The organism is Trueperaceae bacterium (assembly GCA_023954415.1).
Classification (GTDB): Bacteria; Deinococcota; Deinococci; order Deinococcales; family Trueperaceae; genus JAAYYF01.
Genome location: JAMLIB010000001.1, coordinates 310,436 through 335,715 on the forward strand (window position 1 = coordinate 310,436; position 25,280 = coordinate 335,715).

Annotated in this window: 20 protein-coding genes and 2 tRNA genes; 10 read left to right on the forward strand and 12 right to left on the reverse strand. The window is 72.4% G+C overall.

Going from position 1 to position 25,280, the window contains the following annotated elements; all coding sequences use genetic code 11:
* Positions 1-397 precede the first annotated feature (397 nt).
* The 4 genes from M9914_01350 to M9914_01365 form a co-directional block, all read right to left on the reverse strand.
* Positions 398-473, reverse strand: a tRNA-Ala gene (locus M9914_01350).
* A gap of 64 nt (positions 474-537) precedes the next feature.
* The gene (locus M9914_01355; protein ID MCO5172817.1) at positions 538-1,662 is read right to left on the reverse strand and encodes a hypothetical protein; all 1,125 of its coding nucleotides are present in this window, start codon (positions 1,660-1,662) and stop codon (positions 538-540) included.
* Positions 1,659-2,987 carry a DNA repair protein RadA gene (gene radA / locus M9914_01360; protein MCO5172818.1) on the reverse strand — a complete coding sequence of 443 codons (1,329 nt, stop codon included), beginning with the start codon at positions 2,985-2,987 and terminating at the stop codon, positions 1,659-1,661. Before radA ends, M9914_01355 begins: the two co-directional genes overlap by 4 nt.
* Positions 2,988-3,027: 40 nt before the next feature.
* The gene (locus M9914_01365; protein MCO5172819.1) at positions 3,028-5,232 is read right to left on the reverse strand and encodes an ATP-dependent Clp protease ATP-binding subunit; all 2,205 of its coding nucleotides are present in this window, start codon (positions 5,230-5,232) and stop codon (positions 3,028-3,030) included.
* A gap of 306 nt (positions 5,233-5,538) precedes the next feature.
* On the opposite strand from M9914_01365, the gene M9914_01370 reads away from it, so the two are divergent.
* Together M9914_01370 and glyS are read left to right on the forward strand one after the other, a co-directional pair.
* Positions 5,539-6,423 (forward strand): glycine--tRNA ligase subunit alpha, encoded by an 885-nt coding sequence (locus M9914_01370; GenBank protein MCO5172820.1) that lies wholly within the window; start codon positions 5,539-5,541, stop codon positions 6,421-6,423.
* A 3-nt stretch (positions 6,424-6,426) separates the two neighbouring features.
* Positions 6,427-8,592, forward strand: a complete 2,166-nt coding sequence (gene glyS / locus M9914_01375; GenBank protein MCO5172821.1) for a glycine--tRNA ligase subunit beta — start codon at positions 6,427-6,429, stop codon at positions 8,590-8,592.
* An 86-nt stretch (positions 8,593-8,678) separates the two neighbouring features.
* Here glyS and M9914_01380 read toward each other — a convergent pair.
* Positions 8,679-8,765 (reverse strand) — tRNA-Leu (locus tag M9914_01380).
* Between the two features lie 108 nt (positions 8,766-8,873).
* Entirely contained in the window at positions 8,874-9,962 is a 1,089-nt protein-coding gene (locus tag M9914_01385; protein ID MCO5172822.1) for an aminopeptidase, read from the reverse strand.
* A 275-nt stretch (positions 9,963-10,237) separates the two neighbouring features.
* On the opposite strand from M9914_01385, the gene M9914_01390 reads away from it, so the two are divergent.
* The 6 genes from M9914_01390 (at position 10,238) to M9914_01415 (ending at position 16,486) form a co-directional block, all read left to right on the forward strand.
* The gene (locus M9914_01390; GenBank protein MCO5172823.1) at positions 10,238-10,936 is read left to right on the forward strand and encodes a pseudouridine synthase; all 699 of its coding nucleotides are present in this window, start codon (positions 10,238-10,240) and stop codon (positions 10,934-10,936) included.
* Positions 10,937-11,118: 182 nt separating this feature from the next.
* Positions 11,119-11,658 carry a hypoxanthine phosphoribosyltransferase gene (hpt, locus tag M9914_01395; GenBank protein ID MCO5172824.1) on the forward strand — a complete coding sequence of 180 codons (540 nt, stop codon included), beginning with the start codon at positions 11,119-11,121 and terminating at the stop codon, positions 11,656-11,658.
* Positions 11,658-12,836 carry a M23 family metallopeptidase gene (locus tag M9914_01400; protein MCO5172825.1) on the forward strand — a complete coding sequence of 393 codons (1,179 nt, stop codon included), beginning with the start codon at positions 11,658-11,660 and terminating at the stop codon, positions 12,834-12,836. Before hpt ends, M9914_01400 begins: the two co-directional genes overlap by 1 nt.
* Positions 12,833-14,401, forward strand: a complete 1,569-nt coding sequence (locus tag M9914_01405) for an alpha-amylase family glycosyl hydrolase (GenBank protein ID MCO5172826.1) — start codon at positions 12,833-12,835, stop codon at positions 14,399-14,401. Before M9914_01400 ends, M9914_01405 begins: the two co-directional genes overlap by 4 nt.
* A 122-nt stretch (positions 14,402-14,523) precedes the next feature.
* Entirely contained in the window at positions 14,524-15,537 is a 1,014-nt protein-coding gene (trpS, locus tag M9914_01410) for a tryptophan--tRNA ligase (GenBank protein MCO5172827.1), read from the forward strand.
* Positions 15,538-15,568: 31 nt separating this feature from the next.
* On the forward strand, positions 15,569-16,486 hold the full coding sequence (locus M9914_01415) for a hypothetical protein (GenBank protein ID MCO5172828.1): 918 nt from the start codon (positions 15,569-15,571) through the stop codon (positions 16,484-16,486).
* Positions 16,487-16,521: 35 nt separating this feature from the next.
* On the opposite strand, the gene M9914_01420 is transcribed toward M9914_01415, so the two are convergent.
* A complete protein-coding gene (locus M9914_01420) occupies positions 16,522-17,832 on the reverse strand; it encodes a hypothetical protein (protein MCO5172829.1) in 1,311 nt (436 codons plus the stop codon).
* 88 nt (positions 17,833-17,920) lie between these two features.
* Here M9914_01420 and M9914_01425 point away from each other — a divergent pair, with 88 nt between their 5' ends.
* Positions 17,921-18,508, forward strand: coding sequence for an HDIG domain-containing protein (locus M9914_01425; protein ID MCO5172830.1), 588 nt, complete (start codon positions 17,921-17,923; stop codon positions 18,506-18,508).
* Entirely contained in the window at positions 18,495-19,808 is a 1,314-nt protein-coding gene (locus tag M9914_01430) for a Mur ligase family protein (protein ID MCO5172831.1), read from the forward strand. The genes M9914_01425 and M9914_01430 overlap by 14 nt, the downstream gene beginning before the upstream one ends.
* Before the next feature lie 63 nt (positions 19,809-19,871).
* On the opposite strand, the gene M9914_01435 is transcribed toward M9914_01430, so the two are convergent.
* From M9914_01435 to recR, 5 genes are all read right to left on the reverse strand, one after another.
* Positions 19,872-20,543: a glycerol-3-phosphate acyltransferase gene (locus tag M9914_01435; protein ID MCO5172832.1), complete on the reverse strand. Its 672-nt coding sequence runs from the start codon at positions 20,541-20,543 to the stop codon at positions 19,872-19,874.
* A complete protein-coding gene (gene recO, locus M9914_01440) occupies positions 20,540-21,262 on the reverse strand; it encodes a DNA repair protein RecO (GenBank protein ID MCO5172833.1) in 723 nt (240 codons plus the stop codon). Before recO ends, M9914_01435 begins: the two co-directional genes overlap by 4 nt.
* A 9-nt stretch (positions 21,263-21,271) precedes the next feature.
* Positions 21,272-21,580 (reverse strand): hypothetical protein, encoded by a 309-nt coding sequence (locus M9914_01445; protein MCO5172834.1) that lies wholly within the window; start codon positions 21,578-21,580, stop codon positions 21,272-21,274.
* Between the two features lie 9 nt (positions 21,581-21,589).
* A complete protein-coding gene (gene topA, locus M9914_01450) occupies positions 21,590-24,571 on the reverse strand; it encodes a type I DNA topoisomerase (protein ID MCO5172835.1) in 2,982 nt (993 codons plus the stop codon).
* A gap of 68 nt (positions 24,572-24,639) precedes the next feature.
* Positions 24,640-25,242: a recombination mediator RecR gene (gene recR / locus M9914_01455; GenBank protein MCO5172836.1), complete on the reverse strand. Its 603-nt coding sequence runs from the start codon at positions 25,240-25,242 to the stop codon at positions 24,640-24,642.
* Positions 25,243-25,280 lie beyond the last annotated feature (38 nt).

A 25,280-nucleotide genomic window follows, 5' to 3' on the forward strand; every position in this document is an offset into this window, starting at 1 on the left:
GCTTCACCACAGCTGAGCCCGATGGCTTGCCGCAAAGGTGCAGGAGGCCAGGCGACGCACCGAGGTGCCGTGTTCCAACTGACCGTTCTGGGTCCGTCGGAGCAGTCCGGCCGACCGGAGATTTCCGATAGGCGTCTGGGCTGCCGCGTCCGGTCGAAGGAGCACCGCATGAGCACCGCCACTGCTCCCACCGTCGCCCCGGCAGGCGTCACCGCCGATTGGACAGGCGACAAGCTGCCGGCCGCACACTTCGCCGACGCCATCGACCTACCCACACCGAAACGACACGAAGACCGCATCCGTGCCGGACTCGCCGACGTGAACCGGAAGCTCGCTACAACGCAAGACAAACGAAGGCGTCTGGGACTAGATCAACCGTCCCAGACGCACTTTCTCGTGGTGGAGCCTGCCGGACTCGAACCGGCGACATCTCGCTTGCAAAGCGAGTGCTCTCCCAGCTGAGCTAAGGCCCCCCGCGGCCACGCGAGTAGATGTTAGCAGAGCGCGAGCGGCAGCGTGCGCGCCGTGCCGGCCGCGCTACTCGTGCCCGGTCGGCCGCGCGAAGATCATGCGGCCCATGTTCGTCTGCAGGCTGGACGTGACGACGACGTCGATGGTGGTCCCGACGCGGTCGCCGGCCCCCTCGACGACGACCATCGTGCCGTCCTCGAGGTAGGCGAGCCCCTGCCCCGACTCGCGGCCCTGCCTGACGATGCTGAGGGCCAGCCGCTCGCCGGGCAGGTAGGACGCCTTGACGGCGCTGGCCAGTTGGTGGACGTTCAGGACCCTGACCCCTTGCAGCGCTGCGACGCGCGTGAGGTTGTAGTCGGTGGTGATCAGGTCGGCCCCCAGGTGCTGGCACAGGCGCACGAGCCGGTCGTCGACCGGCCCCTTGCCGACGTCTTCCTGGGTGACCTCCATGGTGATGCCGTCGGTGGCGGCGATGAGGTCGAGCGTCTCGAGCCCGCGCCTGCCGCGCTGGCGCTTGAGCTCGTCGTCCGAGTCGGCGATGCGCTGCAGCTCCGTCAGCACGAAGTGGGGGAGGACCAGCCTCCCCTCGAGGAAGTTGGCGTGGATGACCGCCAGGAGGCGGCCGTCTATGACCGCCGAGGAGTCCAGGACCTTGCCGTTGGCTGCACCACCGTGCGCCGGCGCCGTGCGCCCGTCCACGCTCGGCAGGAAGGGCAGGAGCTTGCGGTTGGCGACGAAGAAGCCGCCGAGCCCGACGACCAGCACCACGGCGACGAGCAGAGACCAGTACCAGGTGAAGCCGGGCACGCTGGCGAGGATGTTGTTGATGAGCACCGTGACGAGCAGGCCGAGGGTAGCGCCGGCGAGCGCGGCGAGCGCGGCGTCGGGCCGGATGTGCGAGGCGCGCTCCACCACGTACTCCCAGGCCCTACCGGCGCGCGCGGCGGGCCCCCCGCCGAAGAGGTACGCCGTTAGCGCCCCGAGGATGGTTAAGAAGAGGAGGTTGTTGGGGCCGAGGAGGATGCCGCGGCCGACGAGCCAGTTCCCCACGAGGTAGCCGACCACCCCGCCGAGCAGGGTCAGCGCGCCCCTGGCGATCGCCTTGCCGAGCGCGGCGCTGCCCGCGTCGCCGTTGGCGCCCTCGCCATCCGCCTGTAGGCGTAACCTGTCGCTCTTGTCGGCGGTCGTCATCGTGGACCCCAGAGTAGCAACAGGGCCTCTTGCAGCGTCCTTACACCGTCGGTGAGGTCGGCCGACAGGGGCCCGACGAGGCGGGGGTGACCGGCGCGGCGCGCCTCTTCGAGGCGCCTGCCGAGCTGGCTGACGGAACGCAGTTCGCCCGCTAGGCCGATCTCGCCCACGAAGGCGACGTCCTCGGGCGCGGCCCGGTTCGTGACGGCGGAGTAGACGGCGACGGCGACGGCCAGGTCGGCCCCCGGGTCGGTGATGCGCAGGCCGCCGGCGACGTTGACGAAGACGTCGAGCGCCTCGAGCGGCAGGTCGATGCGGCGCTCGAGCACGGCGAGCACGACGTCGACCCTGCGCGCGTCCAAACCCTGGACGACGCGCCGCGGCGCCGCGTACGGGCTCTTGGACGCGAGCGCCTGCACTTCGAGCAGCAGGGGGCGCTGGCCCTCGAGGGCGGCCACGACGACGGAGCCGGGCGCGCCCTTGGGGCGCTCGGCGAGGAACGCCTCCGACGGGTTGGCCACGGCGAGCATGCCGGAGCGGGTCATCTCGAAGACGCTCACCTCGCCCGCGGGTCCGAAGCGGTTCTTGATGGCGCGCACGACGCGCAGGCCGGCGGCGGACTCGAGGGCGAAGGTGGCGTCCACCACGTGTTCGATCACCTTCGGGCCCGCGATGGAGCCCTGCTTGGTCACGTGGCCGATGAGGACTAGCACGCAACCGGCGGACTTGGCGGCCTCGACCAGGAGCGCCGTCGAGTCGCGCAGGCTCGTCAGCGTGCCTGGCACGCCGCCGGGCTCGGCGGTGAGCGTCTGGATCGAGTCGACGATGACGAGGTCGGGGGCCGCGGCGCTCAGGTGGGCGGCGATGACGGCGGCGTCGTTCTCACGCGTCAACTGCATGGCCGAGGCGACGCCGATGCGATCGGCCCGCATGCGGATCTGCGCGGGCGACTCCTCGCCGGCCACGTACAAGACGGTGCGGCCGGCGCTCACCGCGTGCTCGGCCAGCTGGAGGAGGAGCGTCGACTTGCCTATGCCCGGCTCGCCAGCGAGCAGGGCGGCGGAGCCGACGACCCAGCCGCCCCCGAGGACCCTGTCCATCTCGGCGTCGCCGCTCGAGAACCGCACCAGCGCGGCGTCGGCCACGTCGCCGAGCCGCGTGGTGGCAAGCGCGCGGTGCGAGCCCCCGCGCCCGCTCTTCGCCGGCTGCGCCGGCGGCTCCTCCAGCACCAGACTGCCCCAGGCGCCGCACGTCGGGCACCTGCCCATGCTCACGGGGCTGCGCGCGCCGCACTCCTGACACACGTAGCCGAGCGAGCGCGCCATCAGGCGAGGCGTCCGGCCTGCGGCGGCACGTTACGAACGCCTAGACGAGCGAGACCGGCCGCGCGAACACGGCGGCGCCGTCCTCGATCGTCACGATCAGCGGCTCCTCGCCGCCGTGCTCGAGGAGCTCGAGCGAGAGGGGGTCCTCGATGAACTCGCGGATGACGCCGCGCAGGGGCCGCACGCTCTCCCCCTTGGGGAGGCGTTCCACGAGGAAGGAGGCGACCTCGGGTCCGAACGTCACGTGGACGTCGCGGCCCTGGAGCTCGTGGCGGATGTCGTCGAGCATCTGGTTCGTGATGATGACGATGTCTTCCTTCGTGAACGAGTCGAAGGCGATGACCTCGTCGAGCCGGTCGAGGAACTCGGGGGAGAAGATGCCCTTGAGCGGCTCCGTGCTCTGCTGTGCGCCGTCCTGGAAGCCGATGAGGCTCCCGGAGCGGTTGAAGCCCGTGTTGCTCGTCATGATCAGGATGACGCGGCGGAGGTCCACGGTGCGGCCGAGGCCGTCCGTCAGGCGGCCGTCGTCGAGGACCTGCAGGAACGTGTTGTAGATGTCCGGGTGCGCCTTCTCGATCTCGTCGAGGAGCACGACGCTGAAGGGCTGGCGCCTGACTGCCTCCGTGAGCCTGCCGCCCTGCTCGTGGCCGACGTAGCCCGGAGGGGCGCCGATGAGCTTGCTTATCGAGTGCGGCTCCTGGTACTCGCTCATGTCGAGGCGCACTAGCGAGCGCTCGCTGCCGAAGAGGAGCGTGGCGAGTTGCTTCGCGAGGTAGGTCTTGCCGACGCCGGACGGACCGACGAACAGGAAGGAGGCCGCGACGCGGGTGCGCCCGCCGAGGCCGACGCGCGCGCGCCTGAGCGCCGCGCCGAGGGCGCGGATGGCGTTGCGCTGCCCGACGACGTGCCGCTTGAGGTGCTCCTCGATGTGGGCGAGCTTCTCGTTGTCCTGGTCGTCGACGTAGATGCCGCCCCAGGAGTCGACTACGGCCTCGAGGTCCTCGCGGCTCACGATGGGCGTGCCGTCCGGCTCCTCCAGGACGGGGAAGCCGAGCGACTTGTTGAGGCGCGTCCGGGCGGCAGCCTCGTCGATGAGGTCGATGGCCTTGTCGGGGAAGTTGCGGCCAGGCAGGCTGCGCTCGCCGAAGCGGACGGCCAGCTCCAGCATCTCCTTCGGGATGACGACGCCGTGGTGGGCCTCGTACTTGTTGCGCAGGCCGACGAGGATCTCGAGCGACTCCTCGGGGGAGGGCTCGAGGACGATGACGGGTTGGAAGCGCCGCTCGAGAGCGGCGTCCTTCTCGATGTAGCGGTGGTACTCGCCCGTCGTGGTGGCGCCGATGACCTGCACCTCGCCGCGGGAGAGGGGTGGCTTGAGGATGTTGGCGGCGTCGAGCGTGCCCTCGGCCCCGCCCGCCCCGACGAGTGTGTGCAGCTCGTCGATGAAGGCCACGACGCGGGCGTTCTTGAGCTCCTCGATGATCTGCCTGAGCCGCTCCTCGAACTCGCCCCGGTACTTCGTGCCGGCAACGACGTTGCTGAGGTCGATGGAGAGGACCCTGACGTTGAGCAGCGTTGGTGGGACGCGGCCCTCGACGATGGCCTGGGCCAGCCCCTCGACGATGGCCGTCTTGCCGACGCCCGGCTCGCCGATGAGCACCGGGTTGTTCTTCGTGCGGCGTGAGAGGATCTGGATGACCCTGCGGATCTCCTCCGTGCGCCCGATGACCGGGTCGAGCTTGCCGTCGTGCGCCTCGCGCGTGAGGTCGCGCGCGTACTCGTCGAGGAACGGCGTGTTGACGGCGCCCGCCTGGTTCTTCGGGTCGGCGGCGGCGAGGATGCGCCAGCGCACCGCGTCGACGTCGCGCGTGAGGTTCTGCAGTATCCGGTAGGCGACGCCGTCGCCCTCGCGGATGATGCCGAGCAGGATGTGCTCCGTGGCGATGACGTTCGAGCCGAGGCTGCGCGCTTCCGAGCCGGCGAGCTCCATGACCCGCCTGGCGCGCGGCGTGATGGCCGCCTCGTTCTTGGGCAGGCCGTCGCCGCGGCCGACCATCTCCTCGACGAGGAGCCGGAAGTTGTCGAGGGTGGCGTCGAACTCTTCGAGGATCTTGCTGGCCGTGCCCCCCTCGCGCATCAGGCCGAGGAGGAGGTGCTCGGGGCCGATCATGCCGTGCCCGAGCCGCGTGCCTTCCTCGCGCGCGTAGTGGAAGACGAGCTTCGAACGGTCGTCGTACCTGTTCATGCACCCACCGGGTAAGCGGTCGAGGGGGAGCCCGCGTGGCGCGGGGTCGCTGGAAGCGGGATCGTCGGAAGCGGACTGCGCCGCGTGTACATGCCGCAATAGTACCCGCACGGGCCACAGGGCGGCTGCGACTTCGTTACCTTTTCCTTCACGGAGCCGTCAGGATTCGCGCGCGCGCGGCTCTCTACTCGCCGGCGGCCAGGCGAACACCGGCCCCGTTCGCGGCTTCGTGCCCCGGCCTGCGTTTAGAATCCGAAGGTCGGCACGGCGCTTGCGAACGGTCGCCGTGCGGCCATTAGGAGTCGCATGCTGTTCCAAGAGATCCTCTCGCGTCTCGACCGCTTCTGGGCCGACCGCGGCTGTGTGGTCGCCCCGCCGCAGGACACCGAAGTCGGCGCCGGCACCTTCTACCCGACGACCTTCCTCCGGGCGCTCGGTCCGGAGCCGTGGCGGGTGGCCGGCATCGCGCCGAGCCGTCGGCCCGCCGACGGCCGTTACGGCGACAACCCGTACCGCTTCCAGTACTTCTACCAGTACCAGGTCCTCCTCAAGCCGTCGCCCGACGACGTCCAGACCCTGTACCTCGACTCGCTCTACGCGCTCGGGATCGACCCCAACGCCCACGACATCCGCTTCGTGGAGGACAACTGGGAGTCGCCCACCCTCGGCGCCTGGGGGCTCGGGTGGGAAGTCTGGATGGACGGCATGGAGATCACGCAGTTCACGTACTTCCAGCAGGTGGCCGGCTTCGACTGCAGGCCCGTCTCCGTGGAGTTGACCTACGGGCTAGAGCGCCTCGCCATGTACTTGCAGGGCAAGCGCCACGCGTTCGACGTCGAGTTCGCGCCCGGCGTGACGCTCGGCGACCTGAGGCGCGACATGGAGGTCCAGCACTCCCGCTACAACTTCGAGGAGTCCGACCCCGAGCTCCAACGCCTGCTCTTCGACAAGTTCGAGGTGGAGGCCTACCGGCTGCTAGGCAAGGGGCTCGTCTACCCGGGTTACGAGTTCGTGCTGCGCTCCTCGCACGCCTTCAACCTCCTTGACGCGCGCGGCGTGCTGTCGCAGACGGAGCGCCAGGGCTACGTCCAGCGCGTCAGGCGCATGGCCGAGACGACGGCCAGGACGTACTTGCAGCCGGCCGACGACGGCGAGGCCGGCCAGACGACCGCGCCCGGGAAGGGGGCGTAGGCCGTGGCCGAGCTGCTGTTCGAGATAGGTACGGAAGAGCTACCGAGCTGGTACGTGGCGCGCGGCGAGGCCGGGCTTAACGACCTGCTGAGCTCGCGGCTCGCCGCCGCCCAGCTCGCGCCCGAGAGCGTCCGCGTCTACGCGACGCCCCGCCGCCTCGCGGCCTGGGTGCTGGGCTTGCCCGAGTCGACCCCGCGGCGGGTCGAGGAGCGGCGCGGGCCGCCGGCGAACGTGGCGTTCACGAGCGCGGGCGAGCTCACCAAGGCCGCCTTGGCGTTCGCCGCCAAGAACGGCGTCGTGGCCTCCGACCTGGTGCGGCTGGACGACGACAGGGGGAGCTACGTCTACGCCAACGTGCCCGTCGGGGGCGAGCCGGCCGCCGAACTCCTGCCCGAGCTGCTCGCCGGTGTGGTCCGCGACCTGCCCGCCCCCCGCAAGATGCGCTGGGGCGACGAGCCGACGCCCTTCATCAGGCCGATCGCGTGGTTGGTCGCGCTCCTCGACGGGCGGGTCCTGAACGTCGAGGTCGCCGGCGTGCGGGCCGGGAGCCGTTCGCGCGGCCATCGTTTCCTCGCCCCCGGCGAGTTCGAGGTGGGCGGCGGGGCGGAGTACGCGGCGGAGCTGGCGCGGCGGTTCGTCGTCGCCGACAGGGCCGAGCGGCGGGCCGCGACATGGCAGGCCGTGAGGACCGTGGCGGGGGAGGCGGGCTTCACGGCGGACGAGGCGCCCGCGCTACTCGACGAGGTCACCGACCTGGTGGAGAGCCCGTTCGCCATCCTCGGCAGGTTCGGCGACGAGTTCCTCGAGCTGCCGGAGGAGGTCCTCGCCACGGTGATGATCAAGCACCAGCGGTTCTTCCCGACCAGGGCTGCGGGCGGCGCCTTCGCGCCGGCGTTCGTCGGCGTGGCCAACACCCGCGTCGCAGACGAGGGCGTCGTGCGCTCCGGTTACGAGCAGGTGCTGGCCGGCCGGCTCTACGACGCGCGCTTCTTCTGGCGCTCGGATAGGCGCAAGAGCCTGTCGCAGCACGCCTGGGGCCTCTCCGGCATCGCCTTCCAGAAGGAGCTCGGCAGCATGGCGGACAAGGCCGCGCGCGTCGGCGTGGCCGCCAGGCTCCTCATGGACGCGCTCGGGATCGCCGGCGCCGAGGCGGAGGCCGCCAAGCAGGCGCTGCCCGTCTTCCGCTCCGACCTGGCCACGGAGATGGTGTTCGAGTTCCCGGAGCTGGAAGGCGTCATGGCGCGCGCCTACGCCCTCGCCGAGGGGCTGCCCGCCGCCACCGCCGAGGCGCTGTACGGCGGCGTGAGGCCGAAGACGCACGAGGACGGCGTGCCGACGACTCCGGCGGGCGCGGTCCTCTCGGTGGCGGACAAGGTCGACAAGCTCGTCGGCTTCTTCGCCCTCGGCAAGCGCCCGAGCGGCTCCGCCGACCCCTTCGCCCTCCGCCGGGACGGCCTCGCCGTCGTGCGCGTGCTGGCCGAGCGCGGCTGGCCGCTGCCCGTCACCACCGTGGTCGAGGCCGCCGCAGCCGCTTACGCCGACGGCCCCGTGAGCGTGACGACCGAGGTGCAGGACGCGGTCGTCGAGTTCCTGTGGGACCGCGTCGCCTCGCTGCTCACGGACCGCGGCGCGAGCGTACCGGTCGTCCGCGCCGCCATCCTCGGCTCCGTGACCGTCGTGGGCGCAGCCAGGCGGGCCCTCCTCCTCGAGGCCCTGCTTCAGCGCGAGGAGATGCCCGACCTGCTCGCCCTCTACAAGCGCGCCGCCAACCTCTCGCGTTCCGAGGCCATTCCGGAGCCCGCGGGCACCCCGGTACAGCCGGCCGCGCCGGGGCAGGGCGTGAAGCTGGAGCTCTTCCAGGAGGAGGCGGAGCCGCGCCTGCTCGAGGCGCTGCCCGGCGCCCTCGCCGGAGTGCAGGCGCTCCTAGGCGCCGCCAAGGCGCAGCTGCCGGGCTGGGACATCCGCGACGCCGCGCCGGTCGCACTGAGCGGCCTCGAGGGCGCCATGCAGGAGGTCGTGAGCCTCAAGGCGCCGCTCTACGAGTTCCTCGACTCGGTGCACGTGCTCTCGGACGACCTGGACGTGCGCCGCAACCGCTTGACCCTGCTCGGCGAGGTCGTGCGGATCCTGCGTCAGCTCGGGAGCCTGGAGCAGCTCGCGGTCGGCTGAGCCGCGCGGCGTCCAAGCGCATGCGCAGGCCCCGGGCGCGAACCCGGGGCCTGCCATATGGCGTTCGAGGTGCTGGGCGCAGCGGTTGGTGCCGAAGGTGGGACTTGAACCCACACGTCCTTGCGGACACATGACCCTGAATCATGCGCGTCTACCGATTCCGCCACTTCGGCTCGCGCCCAGCGCGCGGCCCTTCGAGGCCGCGGCTGCTGATAGTAACACGCACGAGACGGCGCGCAAGGGGTGGCGTCGCGCGCCTGGAGGGGCGCGAAGGTGGAAGCTCAGCCGACGAGCTCGCCGTCTCGCAGGAAGGGCTCGCCGTCGAGCGTGACGCCGCCTCCGCCCCGCAGGTCGCAGATGAGGTCCCAGTGGATGCTGCTCTCGTTCTTGCCACCCGTCTCCGGGTAGGAGGAGCCGAGCGCGAGGTGGACGGTCCCGAGGATCTTCTCGTCGAACAACGTCTGCAGCGTGGGCACCGTGATGTGCGGGTTCGTGCCGATGCCGAGCTCGCCCAGGTAGCGCGCGCCGGCGTCCGCTGCCAGGCGCGCGTCGAGCAGCTCCTGGCCGCGCCGCGCGCTCGCGGAGACGACCTTGCCGCCCGCGAAGCGCAGGGTGACGCCCTCGACGATCGTGCCGGACACGCTCGACGGGATCTCGAACGTTATGACGCCCTCGGCCGACGACTCGATCGGGCCCGTGAAGACCTCGCCGGAGGGCATGTTGCGCTTCCCGTCCGAGTTGGCCCATGTGCGGCCCGTCACGTCCAGGCGTAGGTCGGTGCCCGGGCCCGTGATGTGCACCTCGCGGCCGAGCGCCAGGCGGTCGGCCAAGCGCTGCTGCGCCGCCCCGAGCTCGCGCCAGCGCGCGGCCGGGTCCGGGTCGTCCAAGAACATGGACCCGAACACGAAGCGCTCGTAGGCCTCGCTGCTCATGCCGGCGGCCTGGGCCGCCGCCGGCGTCGGGTACAAGGTGCCGACCCAGCGCGTGTGACGCGTCCTACGGTTGGTCACCGTCCGCAGCCGCTTCCCGAGCGCCGCCTGCCTCGACGGGTCGACCCCCTCGAGCTCGAACGCGTTCGTTGGGGCGTTCACGCGGATGTAGGCGTCCATGCGCTCCATCTCCGCCAGGAGGGTGGCCGGCTCGGAGGCGAGGAGCTCGTCGTCGGCCAACTCGAGCAGGTCGGCGGTCTGCTCCGGGTAGACGAGGCGCAAGTGCGGCTCGCCGCCGGCGCTCAGGACGCGGCGCGTGACGGCGCGCGCGAGGTCGAGCGCTGCGACATCGACCTGCACGAACACCTGATCACCCGGGACGATGCTCGTGCAGTAGGTCACGAGCAGGTCTGCGTGGCGTTCCAGGATGGCATGGATCATGGGGCGAACCGTAACACCGCGGCCCACGCGTCGCGGCGTCCTGGCGCCGCCACGGCATGCGGGTCGCCACGGCCGCGGGCGTGGCCGCGGCGCCCACCGTGCCCACGCCGGTGGGCGCTCGCACGCTGCGTCCGGCGCCGCTATCATGCGGGCGGATGAGCGACGACAGACAGCGTAGGAAGCAACCGAGCGCGGACGCGCGCAAGCGCCGACCGCCTCAGCGGAAGCGGCCGCAGGCGCCTCGAGAGCCCGAGGAGAGCCTGGCAGGAGAGCGCGTGCAGCGCCTGATCGCCAGGACCGGCATCGCCAGCCGACGCGGGGCCGAGGACCTGATCAGGCGGGGGCGCGTGCGCATCAACGGGCGCGTGGCCCAACTCGGCGACCGCGCCGAGCGCGGCGACGACGTGCGCGTGGACGGCAAGCAGGTCGGCGAGCCTCAGGAGCACGTCACGTACGTTCTCAACAAGCCGGCCGGTTACGTCACGACCGCGCGTGACGAGCGGGGCCGCGCCACGGTCTTCGACCTCCTCCCCCCGACCCCAGGGCTGCACTCCGTCGGCCGCCTCGACCGCGACTCCGAGGGGCTGCTGCTCCTGACGACGGACGGCGACCTCACGCTCCGCCTAACCCACCCGCGCTACGAGCTGGAGAAGGAGTACCGGGTGTGGACCAAGGAGGGCCGCCTCGACGGCGTCACGCTCAAGAAGCTCCTGGTCGGCATCGAGCTGGAGGACGGCGTCGCGGCTGCCCGCAGCGTACGCCCCGCGCCGGGCGGGGCCGTCGTGGTCCTCACGGAGGGGCGCAAGCGCGAGGTGCGGCGCCTCTTCAAGGCCCTCGGCTACCCGGTCGAGCGGCTCGTCAGGGTGCGCGTCGGGACCGTGAAGCTCGGCGACCTCGCCTCCGGGGCGTTCCGCGAGCTCGGCGAGAAGGAGCTGCGCTCCCTCGGCTACGTGCCGGCCGAGCGCGACGCCTGAGGACGCGCCGGCGGGTCGCGGCCGTGGCCAGGCCCGCCCAGGCGGACGTGTGGGGCCGCCCGAGGTCGCGCGACGCCTCGATCCCGTACCGCTGCGAGCGGCAGGGCGGTACCCTGTGGGGTCCCGCGCGGCGCCGGCCGCGCGCGCAAGGCGGCCGTCGCCTTGAGGAACTGGAGTTCTAGGTGAGCGAGAGCATCTTCCATCTGGGGACGGGTCCCGTGCACGTGAGCGCCGAGCAGATCGCCGAGCGCGTCAAGGAGCTCGGCGCGCAGATCGCCGCGGACCATCCGACCGGCGAGCTGCACCTCATCTGCGTCCTGAACGGCGCTTTCATGTTCATGGCCGACCTGGTGCGCGCCATCGACCGGCCCCTGACCGTCGACTTCCTGAGCGTGTCCTCCTACGGCTCGCGCACGGAGTCGAGCGGCGAGGTGCGCCTCGTGAAGGACCTCGACCAGAGCCTCAAGGACCGCCAGGTCGTGCTGGTCGAGGACATCGTCGACACGGGGCTGACCATGCAGTACCTCCTCGCGTACCTCAAGGGCCGGTCGCCGAGGTCGGTGAAGGTCGCCACCCTGCTCAGCAAGCCTTCGAGGCGCAAGGTCGAGGTGCCCGTCGACTACGTCGGCTTCACGATCCCCGACGCCTACGTGTACGGTTACGGCCTCGACGTCGACCACCGCCTGCGCAACCTCCCGTTCGTCACGAGTCAGGCGACCTGATGCTGCGGTACCGCCGCAGGGCGGTCGTGCTGCTCGTCGTCCTCACGGCCGTGCTCCTGAGCCTCACCGTCTACGCCGCCCTGCGCGACACCACGCCGCCGCAGCTCTACGTCGAGGCGCCGGCGCGCCTCCCCGTCGGCGCCTCGCTCGCGCTCTTCGCCAGCGCCGACGAGCCCGTCACACTGACCCTCGAGTACGCGGGGGGCACCCTCCAGGTCGTCGAGCAGGAGACGACGTTCGACGTCCCCGCGGCCGCCGGCGCCAACGTGGCCCACCTGGTCGCCGTTGACGGCGCCGGGAACGAGACGACGTACGACGCCCTCGTGATAGGCGTGCCGGCCCTCGCGCCGGTGCTCTCCGTGGCAAAGGGGGCGGTGTCCGGCGACCCGCTCGGGATATGGGTCCGCGGACTGCCTGGCGCCGCCGCCGACCCGCTCTCGAGCGCCACCGTCACAGACGTGAGCCTCACCGTGGCGGGTGAGTCCGTGCCCTTGCGCCGGCTGGAAGCGGAGGACGGCACGGCCGGGTACCGCGGCGCGGTAGCGACCGTCATGACCGTCGACCCGACGACGCTGGACGTCGACATGAGCGTCGTCGACGAGTTCGGGCGCGTGGTCACGGCCCGGCGCCAAGTCGTGCTCGAGCCCCTGCCCGTCACGGTCGAGCAGCTCCAGATCGCCCCCTCCGTGCTCGCGGTCGTCACCCCCGAGGGCCGTGACCTCGAGGCCCAGACCATCGCCGCGGCCTGGGAGAACGCCAGGCCCGACCCCTTGTGGACCGAGCCGTTCGTCCAGCCCATCGAAGGCGTGACGTCGAGCGGCTTCGGCGACGCCAGGCGCTACGCGCAGGGCGGCCCCGTGTCGTTCCACTACGGGCTCGACCTGGCCGCGCCCCAGGGCACGCCCATCCACGCCACGAACGACGGCGTCGTGGTCGTGGCCGGCCCGTACCCCATCAAGGGCGGCTGGACGGCCATCGACCACGGCGACGGCGTGTTCAGCTACTACTTCCACCAGTCGAAGATCCTCGTCGCCGTCGGCGACGTCGTGAAGCGCGGCGACGTCATCGGCGAGGTCGGCACGACCGGCCTCTCCACCGGCCCGCACCTCCACTGGGAGATGCGGGTGCGCCAGGCCGCCAGCAACCCGCTCGCCTGGGTAGGCAAGACCTTCCCATGAGCCTGCGCGCGCCCGCCGCCTTGCTGGGCGCGCTCCTCGGCTTCGCCACGGCGTCCGCCCCCATGCGCCCACAAGCGCCGGCCGGTCGGCTGGGCTGGGACGAGGTCGTGTGGTACGAGGTCTTCGTCCGCTCGTTCCAGGACTCCGACGGCGACGGGATCGGCGACCTGCGCGGCCTCGTCGCCAGGCTGCCTTACCTGAGCGAGCTCGGTGTCGGCGGGCTGTGGCTCATGCCCACCTACCCGAGCCCGAGCTACCACGGTTACGACGTCACCGACTACGAGGCTGTCGCCCCCGAGTACGGCACGCTGGACGACATGCGCGAGCTGGTGGCCGAGGCGCACGCCAGGGGGCTACGCGTGATCCTCGACTTCGTGCCCAACCACACCTCGCGGCTGCACCCCTGGTTCCTCGCCGCCATGGGCGGCGACGAGCACTACCGCGCCTACTACCGCTTCGAGCCCGACCCGCCGCCCATCCGGGGCACGCGCGGCGGCAGCGCCTGGCACGCCACGCCGGCAGGCGACTACTACCTCGGCCTCTTCGGGCCGGGCATGCCGGACCTGGACCTCACGAACCCGGAGGCGACGGCGGCGTTGTACCGCGCGGCGGACTTCTGGCTCGAGCTCGGCGTCGACGGCTTCCGCATTGACGCCATCCAGCACCTCGTCGAGGGCGAGGACGGGCAGATCTCGAACACGGCTGCGACCTACGCCTGGGTGAGGGGGTTCGAGGAGCACCTGCACGCGGTGGCGCCGCACGCGTTCCTCGTGGGCGAGACGTGGACGGAGATGCCGGCCATCGCGCGCTACCACCGCGACGCCGACCTGGACATGTCGTTAGACTACCCGCTCTGGAAGGCCGTGCTCGCCGCTCTGCAGTCGCGCAGCGCGGCCGACCTCGCCGCCACGCTCGCGCAGGAGGGCGACCTCTACCCGGCCGGCGCCGTGCGCGGCACGTTCCTCACGAACCACGACCAGACGCGCCACTCCACGCGCCTCTCCGTGCCCCGGCGCGACGAGCCCCGGCTGGCGTTGGCGGCCGGGCTCCTCCTCACGCTGCCTGGCACGCCGTTCGTCTACTACGGCGAGGAGCTCGGCATGCCCGACGGCCCGGGCTCGGGCGACGTCGAGAAGCGCACGCCCATGCGCTGGGCGCCGGTGGGCGCCGACGGCGCCTTCGGGTTCACCACGGGGAGCCCTTGGACGGACCCTGGGCCGGGCCTGCCGGGGGTGAGCGTCGCGGAGCAGGTCGACGAGCCGGGCTCGCTCCTGAACCGCTACCGGCGCCTCATCGCCGTGCGCAACGAGCGCGACGCCCTGCGCTCCGGCGTGTGGAACGTGTTGAGGACCTCGTCGCGCGCCGTGCTCGCGGTCGAGAGGGTCGGGTCGGCCGAGACCCTCCTGGTCCTGGCGAACCTCTCGGCGCGCGCCGTCGAGCTGGAACCGGGTGAGCTGGGAGGCTACCTCGGGACGGACCTCGTCACCGGCGCGGAACTCGAGGCTGGGGTCGCCGGTGGACCGTCGCTGCCCGCGCTGAGCCTATACGTCCTGCGTACCCGCTGACGTTTGCGGTCGCCTGGCCCTACCCCGGCCCGACCGCGTCGATGCGCCGGCTCGGCACGTGCCGTCGGCGGCGTTCCACGCCACCGGCCTCGCCGCGCGACGCTCTCGTATACTTGTTCCTCATGAACGCAACGACCGGCGCGGCCAAGCCGCGTGTCTTCTCAGGCATCCAGCCCACCAGCATCCTCCACCTAGGCAACTACGTGGGGGCCCTGCAGCAGTGGGTCGCACAGCAGCACGAGCGTGACAGCGTCTTCTGCGTCGTCGACCTGCACGCCCTCACCGTGCCTGAGGACGTCGACCCGGCGCGGCTGCGCGAGCAGACGCGCAGCGTCGCCGCGCTCTACCTCGCCGTCGGCATCGAGCCGGAGCGCAACGTCATCTTCGTGCAATCGGCCGTCCGGGAGCACACGGAGCTAACGTGGCTCCTCAACTGCGTCACGCCCCTGGGCTGGCTCTACCGCATGACGCAGTTCAAGTCGAAGTCGGAGGGGCGCGAGAGCGTCGGCGCGGGCCTGCTCGATTACCCCGTGCTCATGGCGTCCGACATCCTGCTCTACGACACGGAGTTCGTCCCCGTCGGCGACGACCAGGTGCAGCACATCGAGCTGACCCGCGACATCGCCCAGCGCTTCAACGCCCTCTTCGGGGAGGTCTTCAAGCTCCCAAAGGCCCAGGTCCCTACCCTCGGGGCCCGCATCATGGGGCTGGACGAGCCGACCGTCAAGATGTCCAAGAGCATCGCTTCCCACCGCCCGGGGCACGCCATCAACCTCCTCGACGACGCCAAGACGGTCAAGAAGACCGTCATGGCCGCCGTGACCGACTCGGGCAGGGAGCTGCGCTTCGAGCACGCCTCGCCCGGCGTGCGCAACCTCCTCGCCGTCTACCAGGTCCTCACGGGGAAGGGCATGCAGGAGATCGAGGGGGAGTTCGACGGAGCGGGTTACGGGCACCTCAAGAAGGCGCTCGTCGAGGCCGTGATGGCCACCCTCGAGCCCATCCAGGCCCGGTACCAGGAGTACATGGACGATCGCGCCGGGCTGGACGCGCTCTTGGCCTCGGGCGCCGACCGGGCGCGGGAGATCGCGGCCGGCACCATGCGGCGCGTGCGGGCCGCGATGGGGGTCGGCTGACGGAAGGGGCCAGCCCGGCGGGACCGGCGGCATGACAGCCGCGAGGGTCCTGTTCGTGTTCCTGGACGGAGTCGGCCTAGGGTCGGACGACCCCGCCACGAACCCGGTCGCGGCCGCGGCCACCCCCTTCATCGAGGGTCTGCTCGGCGCCAAGTTGACGGCCGCCGCCGAGCCCGTTACAGGGCGTGAGCTCGTCTACCGACGCTTGGACGCGACGCTCGGCGTGGAGGGCCTGCCGCAGTCCGCCACCGGCCAGACGACGCTCCTGACGGGCGTGAACGCCGCCGCCGTCATGGGCCGGCACTACGGGCCGTGGCCCGGCCCGACGCTGCGGCGTCTGATGGAGGAGCGGGGCACCCTGTTCACGGAGGCCGCGCGCCTCGGTGGGGCCGTGCTTGCCAACGCCTACCCGCCGGGGTACCTCGCCGCCGTGAGCGGCGCGGCGGGCGGCCGACGCCAGCGTCCGAACGCCCCGACGTTCGCCGCCATGGCGGCCGGCCTCGGCCTTCGCGACCTGAACGACTATAGGGCGGGCGGCGCCGCGGCCGCCGACCTCAGCGGTGAGCGCTTCGCGGAGATGGACCCGGGCCTCGCACCGCACGGCGCCGCGGGCACGGCGGCGGCGCTCCTGGGGCTGGCGAGGGGCGCCGCCCTCACCTTCTTCGACGTCTGGCCGACCGACGCGCTGGGCCACGCCAAGGACTTCGCCGGCGCCACGCGCCTGCTGGCGCTGCTCGACGAGGTGCTCGCCAGGCTCGTCGGGCAGGGCGTGACGCTCGTGGTCACGTCCGACCACGGCAACCTCGAGGACGCCGGCTCCGGCCAGCACACTCACGCCGAGGTCCCGCTCCTGGTCTCCGGTCCGCGGGCGGAAGCGTTCGCGGGCGCGGCCTCGCTCCTCGACGTGGCCCCCGCGATCCGCGCCGTGTGGAGCGGCAGGACGGCCTGAGGCGCCGCAGGTCCGGCGCCCCCCTGGCGACCGGGCTACGCCAGCCCGAGGATGATGATCAGGGCCTCGTACCAGGCTCCCGCCAGGAGCAGGAGGCCGGCGAGCGGCAACATGAGGAGCAGCTTGCGGAAGCCGCGGGCGAAGGGCCCGGCCGGCGGCGGCGTCCGCCCGGCTGAGGGACCGGGTGGGGCGCTCGCGGTGGTTGCGCGGTCGGTCGCTCTCTGGCCCGCGCTCGCTGGTTCGCCGGACGCTTGGCGCCGCCTCGGGTCGGCGGCCCCGCGCGCGTTGCGGCCTCTGAGCAGGGTGGTGAGGAACATGCCGCCGCCGGCCACGACCAGGAAGTAGGCCGTCAGCTCGAGGACGAGCAGCAGCACGAGCAGGACGGTGTAGCCGAGGCCGCCGCTCGCGAGGAGCCCGAACGGGATGCCTTGCGCGAAGAACGACAGGCCGGCGAAGAGGTAGGCGGGCAGCGCGAAGAGCGCCGCCAACGGCAAGAGCACGGACGTCGAGACGACGACGAAGTTCTGGAAGTAGGTCGTGGCCGCGGCGCGCACGACGTTGCCGCTGCCGTAGGCCTGCGTGGCTCCGACGCTGCCGATGGCGGCGTTCAGCACGTCCAGCACGGCCTGCTCGCACTCCTGCGGCAGGGTCGTCCCGACGTAGGCGCCCAACCCGAAGAGGGCGTAGAGCGCGACCAGGGTGCCGACGACCAGGCGCCTGTGCTCGCGGATGGCCGCCAGGCCCGCGGCGAGCCACCGGCGCAACGTGGAGCCGCGGCGCGTCAGCGCGAACAGCACGAGGAGCGAGAACGCCGCGAACACCCAGGCGGCCGTCGACGTCTGCAACCAGGCGCGGACCCCGACGGGCTGGTTCTGCTGCAGGAAGCCGACGTGCTCGGCGCTCCACAGGCCCCGGCTCTCCGCCATGACGACCTCGACCACGTCGAGCTGGCCCCCCGTGCGTACCGCGGCGTAGGTGAAGCGCCGCTCGCCCTCCACGTCGGACGGGCGCTCGATCCGGTCCTCCACGCGCACCTGCGTGCCTGGCGGCGGCGCCGGGTTCGTCACGAGCTCCGGGAGCATGCGGCATAGGGCGGAGGGCTCCAGCGTAGCCAGGCTCTCGAGGGCCACCGGCTCCCGCTGCAGCCACGCCTGCACGGCGGCGTCCGCCATGGCGGGCACAGGGTCGGGTGCGGTCGAAGCTCCGGCGGACTGGGAAGCCGACCGCTCGGTAGGTTGGGGCGGCTGGGCATCCTGCACGGCCTGCGCGAGCGCCGGAACGGCCAGCCAGAGCGTCAGGGCGATGGCGATGGCGACTCGAGCTGTCTGGTGTGGGCGAATGGGCACTTGAGCGACTCCTGGGCCGCCACTGCGGGCGGGAACCGCGCCAGCATACCGTCTCCGGCCGCGCGCCCGGACTAGACTTGCGAAGCGTATGGCTAGGAAGCCCGCCATCTGGTTCCTCAACGCCGCGCGGCGCGCCCTGCTGGCCGCGGCGCCGTCGCTCGCCGACCCGGACGACGCCTGGGCGCGGCGGCGCCTGGCGCCGGCCGAGTACGCCCTCTTCGAGCGGTTGCCGCCCGAGGAGCGGGCGCATGGGGTTGAGGTCGCGAAGTGCCTGGCCAAGGCGCGCCCGGACGACCACGAGCTGTTGGCCGCCGCGCTCCTCCACGACGTGGGCAAGCTCGGCACGCCCCGAGGCGCCGTCGTGCGCGCCCTCACGCACGTGCTTCCGCCGAGCGACGCGGCGCCGGAGCCGCGCCTCGCCGGACTCGCGGGCGCTCGGCAAGCGCGCGTCCACCATGCCGACTACGGCGCCGAGCTCTTGCGCCGCGCCGGCTCATCGGCGCGGGTGGTCGAGCTCGTGGCGCGCCACCACGCCGCCGCCGGCCCGGGTCGTCATGCGGGGCGGGCGCCGGCTCGCGGCGTCGCGCCAGGCGCCGGTCGCGCTGCGGGACCGGACCCCGACGGCCGTCTCGCGTCCGACCTGGCCGCTCTCGAGGAGTGCGATGCCAGGACCTGAGGCCTCGGTCGCCACGCCCAACCTGGACTGGCTCTTCGCCTTGCAACGCTTCGGCATGCACCCCGGCCTAGGGCGGATGCGGCGTCTACTCGAGCTCGTCGGTTCGCCCGACGCCGCGCTGCGCTGTGTGCTCGTGGCCGGCACCAACGGCAAAGGGAGCGTGGCGCGCGCGTTGGCGGCCTGTCTCCGCGAGTCGGGGGAGCGCACGGCCCTGTACACGAGCCCCCACTTGCAGCACGTCGGCGAGCGCGTCCGGGTCGATGAGCTGCCGAGCACCGATGCGCAACTCGAGGCCGCCGTGGCGCGCGTGAGGGCCCCGGCGGAGGAGGTCGGGGCGACGTTCTTCGAGGTCCTGACCGCCGCCGCGCTCGTCCGCTTCGCCGAGGCCGGCGTGCGCTGGGCCGTGCTCGAGGTCGGCCTGGGCGGGCGGCTCGACGCCACCAACGCGGTGGAGCCGGAGCTCGCGTGCGTGACGACCGTGGCGCTCGACCACACGGTCGTCCTGGGCGATACCGTCGAGGCGATCGCCGCCGAGAAGGCCGGGGTGCTGCGAGCGGGCGTACCGGCCGTCTCCGGCGTCCTCGGCGCCGCCGGCGACGTGATCGCGGAGCGGGCCGCCCTGCTCGGAGCGCCGCTGGCCGTCTACGGCAGGGATTTCTGGGGGGAGGCCGCCGCGCTCACCTGGGAAGGCACCGCGTTCACGTGGCGCCGCGCCGCCGGGGGCGACGGCGACGGCATGCGCGTCGTCTCGCCGCTCGTCGGCCGGCACCAGGTCGCCAACCTCGCCCTGGCCCTCGAGGCCGCGCGCGCCGTCGGCGTGGCGGCGGCAGCGGCGGTGCGGGCCGTGGCGGGCGCCGGCTGGCCCGGCCGGTTGGAGCCGCGCGAGCGCGAGGGTCGCCGGGTCGTGCTCGACGGGGCGCACAACCCAGCGGCCGCGGCGGCGCTCGCGGCGGCCGTCAGGGAGCTCGAGGGCGAGGTCGCGGTGCTGGTGTTCGGCGCGTCGGCGGACAAGGACGTGCGCGGCGTCCTCGCCGAACTCGCGCCCCTGGCCAGGACCGTCGTGCTGACGCACGCCGTGCGCAGCCCGCGGGCCATGGACCCGGCCGCCATCGCGGCCGAGCTGCCGCCCGGAGCGGGCGCCCCACTGCTGGCGGCGGACCCGGAGCGCGCGCTCGCGCTGGCTCTCGCGTCGGCGGGGCCGGGTGAGACCGTGCTGGTGGCAGGCAGCCTGTTCCTCGTGGGAGAGGCGCGCGACATCCTGATGGGCGGACCCGTGGAGGACCGCCTCCGTTTCCAGTGATGTCGGTCGCGGCGTAGCGCTTGCCTCGCGACCGCGACCGGCGCGGCGGTCAGGGGACGGCCGTCAGCCCGGCGGCGCGGCGCCACCCTTGCGCGGCGCCCGCAGCCAGGCGGTGAGATGTTTGATCAGTACGACCGCCGTGATGGGCAGCACCCACGTGACGACCGCGAAAGCGTCCTCCCGCGCCCACCCCGCCTTGTCGAGGGCGAGGAGCGTGAGGACCGGATAGGCGAGCATGGTGATGACGGCCGCGATGCCGGAACGGCGCGTGACGAGGTATGCGGCGACGATCAACACGAGCGCGGCCAGACCGGCTTGCGGGTAGAGGGGTAGCGACACCCCGAGGGTCGTCGCCAACGCCTTCCCACCCTTGAAGCCGACGAAAGCCGACCAGGCGTGGCCGAGGACCGCGCCGAACCCGGCCGCCAAGGGGGCGGCCAGCGTCAGGGGGATGGTCGAGGCCGGCGCCGTCGTCATGGCCGGATCGAGGGCCGGCATGGCGGTGAGGTTGGCGACGAGCATGCCGAAGCCCGTGGCCGTTGCCCCCTTCGCCACGTCCAGCACCAGAACGAGGACCCCGAGCCAGACGTTCAGGTTGCGCGCCGTGTTCATGGCGCCCATGTTGCCCGAGCCGAGCGCGAAGACGTCCTTCCCCCGCGCCTTCGCGACGAGGGCGGCCGTAGGGATGGCGCCGAGGAGGTAGCCGCCCGCCAGCGCGGCGAGCAGCGCGATCACGCGGCTCCCGCGTGCGCGGCGGCCGCGAAGCTGCGCAGCTCCCGCACGTGGTACGTCACGTAGGCCTCGAGGAGCCCCCAGTGCCGGTCTCGGCGCGGCATCTCGGATGCGAGCGCTTCCGCCATGCCGCCGCTCACCAGCAGTCGCAGCTCCCCGACCTCTGCCGCCGTGAGGGCAGGCCCGCTCCGGTCGCGGTCGCATGTCAGGCCGCCGGCGGCCACGTCGAGGGCGACGAGCGGCGCCGGCGTGCCGCAGGCCACGCACGCCGCCAAGCGCGGGGCAAGACCGGCCACGCCGAGGAGGCGCCAGGCGTAGAGCAGCGCGACGAGCTCCGGGTCGTGGTGGGAGGCGAGCCCCCGCAGTCCGGACGTGAGGTAGTCGTAGACGCGCGCTTCCAGGTGGACGTCGACCGTCAGGGCGTCGGCGAGCTCGCACAGCAGGTGGGCGTACGGGTAGGTGTTCGTGTCGCTCAGGCCCGGCAGGGCGCCGTTGAGCTGCACTTGCGTGAGGAGCGCCAGGTCCTCGTCCTTACGCCGGTAGAACTGCACCGTAACGTCGTGGAAGAGGGAGAGGCGGCCGACGTTGCCTCCGGGCAGCGTGCCCTTGCGCGCGACGGCCCGCCATTTGCCCAGTCGGCCTAGGAGCGTGACCACGAGGTCGCCGGACGGGAGCGCGTGCCGCTTGATGACGACCCCGTCGGTGACGGTGTAGCGCCTCATCCCGCCAGTCTAGCGCGCCGCATGCCACAGCAGGACCGCGGGGCGGGCCACGCTGCGCAAGGTAGCCCGCAGGCCGGCGGGGAAGGCGAGGCCGTCGCCGGCCTTCAGGACCCGGAAGTCGCCGGACGGCAGGTCGACGATCACCTCGCCGCTCAACACCACGAGCCATCTGGCGCGCTCCCCTGACACGGCGCACGGTGCGCTCAGGCTCTGCGCTTCCACCGGCCAGCCCGGCACCTCGATGGGCGCGCCGCCCGCCGAGCGTGCGAGCGCGGCCAGGTTGAGGCCGCGGCCGAGGGCCTCTCCCGCGGCGCCCATGGTCAGCGCTCAGCCGCCGCTTTCGCGCTTCGCGCGGTCCCTGCCGAAGCTCATGCGCAGCTTGAACATGGCGCGCTTGTTCCGCGCCTCCGCGTCGTCGACGCCGATGCCGAGGCGGGCCGCTGCCGCCGGCACGTCGAGCGCCGCGCCGCCGGCTCCGAGCGTGAGTGCCGCCACGGCCGCGTCGGCCGGTTCGAGCTCGCCTAGGTAGGCCGTGAGCTGCTCCGGCGTCGCCTTCGTCTTGGCGGCAGCCTTGCTCGTCGCCTTGCCGCCGGCTTTGCCCTTCCTCGCTCCTGCCTTGCCCCCGCCGCTCGCCGCCTTCGTCTTGGTGCCCTTGGCGGCGGCCTTGCTCGTCGCCTTGACGGCGGTGGACTTGGTAGTGGGCTTGGCGGCCTTGGCCCTGCCCCGCCCCCTGCCCTTGGCGGGCCCGGCGGCTTCGCGCGCGTCGAGGAGCGCTACGGCCTCGTCGAGCTCGAGCGCCTCCGGCGCCACGTCGCGCGGCAGGGAGGCGTTGACGCTGCCACGCTTCACGTACGGGCCGAAGCGGCCCTCGTACAGCTCTACGGCTTCACCCGTGCGCGGGTCGGTCCCGACGACCCTGAGCGCCGCGCTGCCGCGGCGCGCCTTCTGGGCGAGGAGCTGCAGCGCCCGCTCGAGGTCAACGTCGAGCACGAACTCGGCCTTGGGGATGGAGGCGAAGGTGCTCCCGTGCTTCACGTACGGGCCGAAGCGGCCGATGCCGACATCGACGGCCTTGCCGTCGTCCGGGTGGTCGCCGAGGCGCGCCGGCAGGGCGATGAGCCGCAGCGCGAGGTCACTCGAGACCTCGTGGGGGTCCACGCCGGGGGGCAACGACACGCGCTTGGGCTTGCCGCCGTCCGAGCCGGCCTCGCCGAGCTGTAGGTACGGGCCGAACGGGCCGCGCTTCAGGAGGACGGGCGTGCCGGAGCCGGGCTCCGTGGCGATCGTCACGTCGCCCATGTTGCCCTCGGTCAGGTACCGGGTGAGGTCGGCCTTGGTCAGGTCGCCGGGCGCCGCGTCCGGCGGCAAGGAGGCCGTGCGCGTCTCGCCGTCCAGGGGGCCCTCGACGTACGGTCCGTAGCGTCCGACCCGCACGACGTACGGGTCCCAGGCGGCGTTCTCGACCGTCGAGATCTGGCGCGCGTCGATGGCCTCCAGCGCGTCGTCCACGAGCCGCACGATGCCCTCGCTGCCGAGGTAGAAGTCGCGCAGGTACGCGCCCGAGGCGCGCTCGCCCGCGGCGATGTCGTCAAGGACCTGCTCCATCTGGGCCGTGAACTCGGTATCGACGAGCTGCCTGAACTGGCGCTCCAGGAGGTTGTTGGTGGCGAACGCCGTGAAGGTCGGCACGAGCTGCTGGCTCTGTTTGCGGGCGTAGCCGCGCGCCTGGATCGTGTCGATGATGCTCGCGTACGTGCTCGGCCTGCCGATGCCCTCGGCCTCGAGGAGCTTGACGAGGGACGCCTCGGTGAAGCGCGCGGGCGGTTTGGTCTCGTGCCCCTCGGCCGTCACCCCGGCGCAGTCGAGCCCGTCGCCCGTGGCGAGGAGCGGCAGCGGCTGGTCGCGGTCGTCGAGCGCTGCTTCCGGGTCGTCCGAGCCCTCGACGTACGCCCTGAAGAAGCCGGGGAAGAGGACGGTCCGGCCGGTGGCCCTGAACGTCAGCTCCTCCATGCCGGCCTTGCCGGCGTTGATGCGGGCCGTCACGAACTTGAGGCGCGCGTCGGCCATCTGGGAGGCGACGGTGCGCTTCCACACCAGGTCGTAGACGGCGGCCTCGACGCCCTTGAGGCCGTGCTCCTGCGCGGTCCTCATCTCGGTGCCCGCCGGCCTGATCGCCTCGTGGGCCTCCTGGGCGTTGCGCGCCCCGCCCTTGTGCTTGCGCTCACCGGCGCTGAGGTAGTCGGCGCCGTAGCGCCCCGTGATGGCCGCCCGGGCCGCGCTCAGGGCCTCCTGCGACAGGGAGGTTGAGTCGGTGCGCATGTACGTTATGTAGCCGTTCTCGTACAGGCTCTGCGCGACGCGCATGGTGTCCCTGGCCGAGAGGCCGAGCTTCCGGCCGGCTTCCTGCTGCAACGTCGAGGTCGTGAACGGCGCCGCGGGCGAGCGCGACTGCTCGCGCTCCTCGAGGCCGGCGACCTGCCAAGCGGCCGTCTCGGCGGCGGACGCGAGCTCGCGGGCGCGCGCCTCCGTGAGGACGATCGTGTCCACGCCTGGCCGCAGCTCGGCCTTGAGGCGACCCGTGTCCGGGTCGTAGTCGCGCCCGCCCGCCACGCGCACGCCGGCGAGGTGGGTGAGCGTCGCGTCGAACGTCGTGCCCCCGTGCCCCAGCTTGGCGGCCATGTCCCAGTAGGCGGCGCTGACGAAGCTCATGCGCTCGCGCTCGCGCATGACGAGGAGCCTGACGGCGACGCTCTGCACACGCCCGGCGCTCAGCTTCGGCGCGATCTTGCGCCATAGCAGCGGGCTGATGGCGTAGCCGACGAGGCGGTCGAGCACGCGCCGCGTCTCCTGGGCGTCGACCAGGTTCGTGTCGATGTCGCGGGTCTTCCCGAGCGCCTCGAGGATCGCGCGCTCGGTGATCTCGTGGAACACCATGCGCTTGACGGGCACGTCGGGCTGCAGGACCTCGACGAGGTGCCAGCCGATGGACTCGCCCTCCCGGTCCTCGTCCGTCGCGATGTAGACCTCGTCCGCCGCCTTGAGCGCGGCCTTGAGGTTGTTGACGACGGCGCGCTTCTTCGGCGAGATCACGTAGATCGGCTCGAAGCCGGCATCGACGTTCACACCGAGCCGGGCCCAGTCGGTCTTCTTGTAACGGTCCGGGATCTCCGCCGCGTTGCTCGGCAGGTCGCGGACGTGCCCCATGCTGGCCTCTACCTGGTAGCCGGCCGGCAGGAACCGCTTGATGGTGCGTGCCTTGGTTGGCGACTCGACGATGACGAGTCGCGTCGTGGCGTGTTTGGACGGCAAGATGTCTTCCCCTACCTCCCGCGAAGCGCCGACATTATACGTATGCCCTTCGTGAGGTCAAGGGCGCTTCAGACGGGCCGGCGGTTGCTGATCGCCCGTCCGAGGGTGACCTCGTCGGCGTACTCCAGGTCGCCGCCGACGGGCAGACCGTAGGCGATGCGGCTCACGCTCACGCCCTCCGGCGCGAGCAGGCGCGCGATGTAGTGCGCCGTGGCCTCGCCTTCGACGGTGGTGGAAGTGGCGAGCACGACCTCGCGTAGGCCCGCCATGCGGCGGCTCAGCGCGTCGATGGTCAACTGCTCCGGCCCCACCCCGTTCATCGGGCTCAAGGCGCCGTGGAGCACGTGGTAGAGGCCCGCGTACTCGCCCGAGCGCTCGATGGCGAGTAGGTCGGCCGGCTGCTCGACGACGCAGAGGAGGCCGCGGTCGCGCCGCGGGTCGGAGCAGACGGCGCAGCACTCCTGGCCGGCGCTCATGACGTTGAAGCACACCGGACAGCGCGCCAGGCCGGTCTTGGCGCCGACCAGCGCCTCGGCGAGGTCGCGGACCTCCTCCTCGGGGCGGTTGAACAGGTAGAAAGCGAGCCGCTGCGCGCTCTTCGGTCCGATGCCCGGTAGTCGGCCCAGCTCCCGGATGAGGGTGAGGAGCGCCGACGGGAAGCGGACGCTCACGCCGCCCACCTGGCGCGACCGCGCCGCCGACCCGCCGC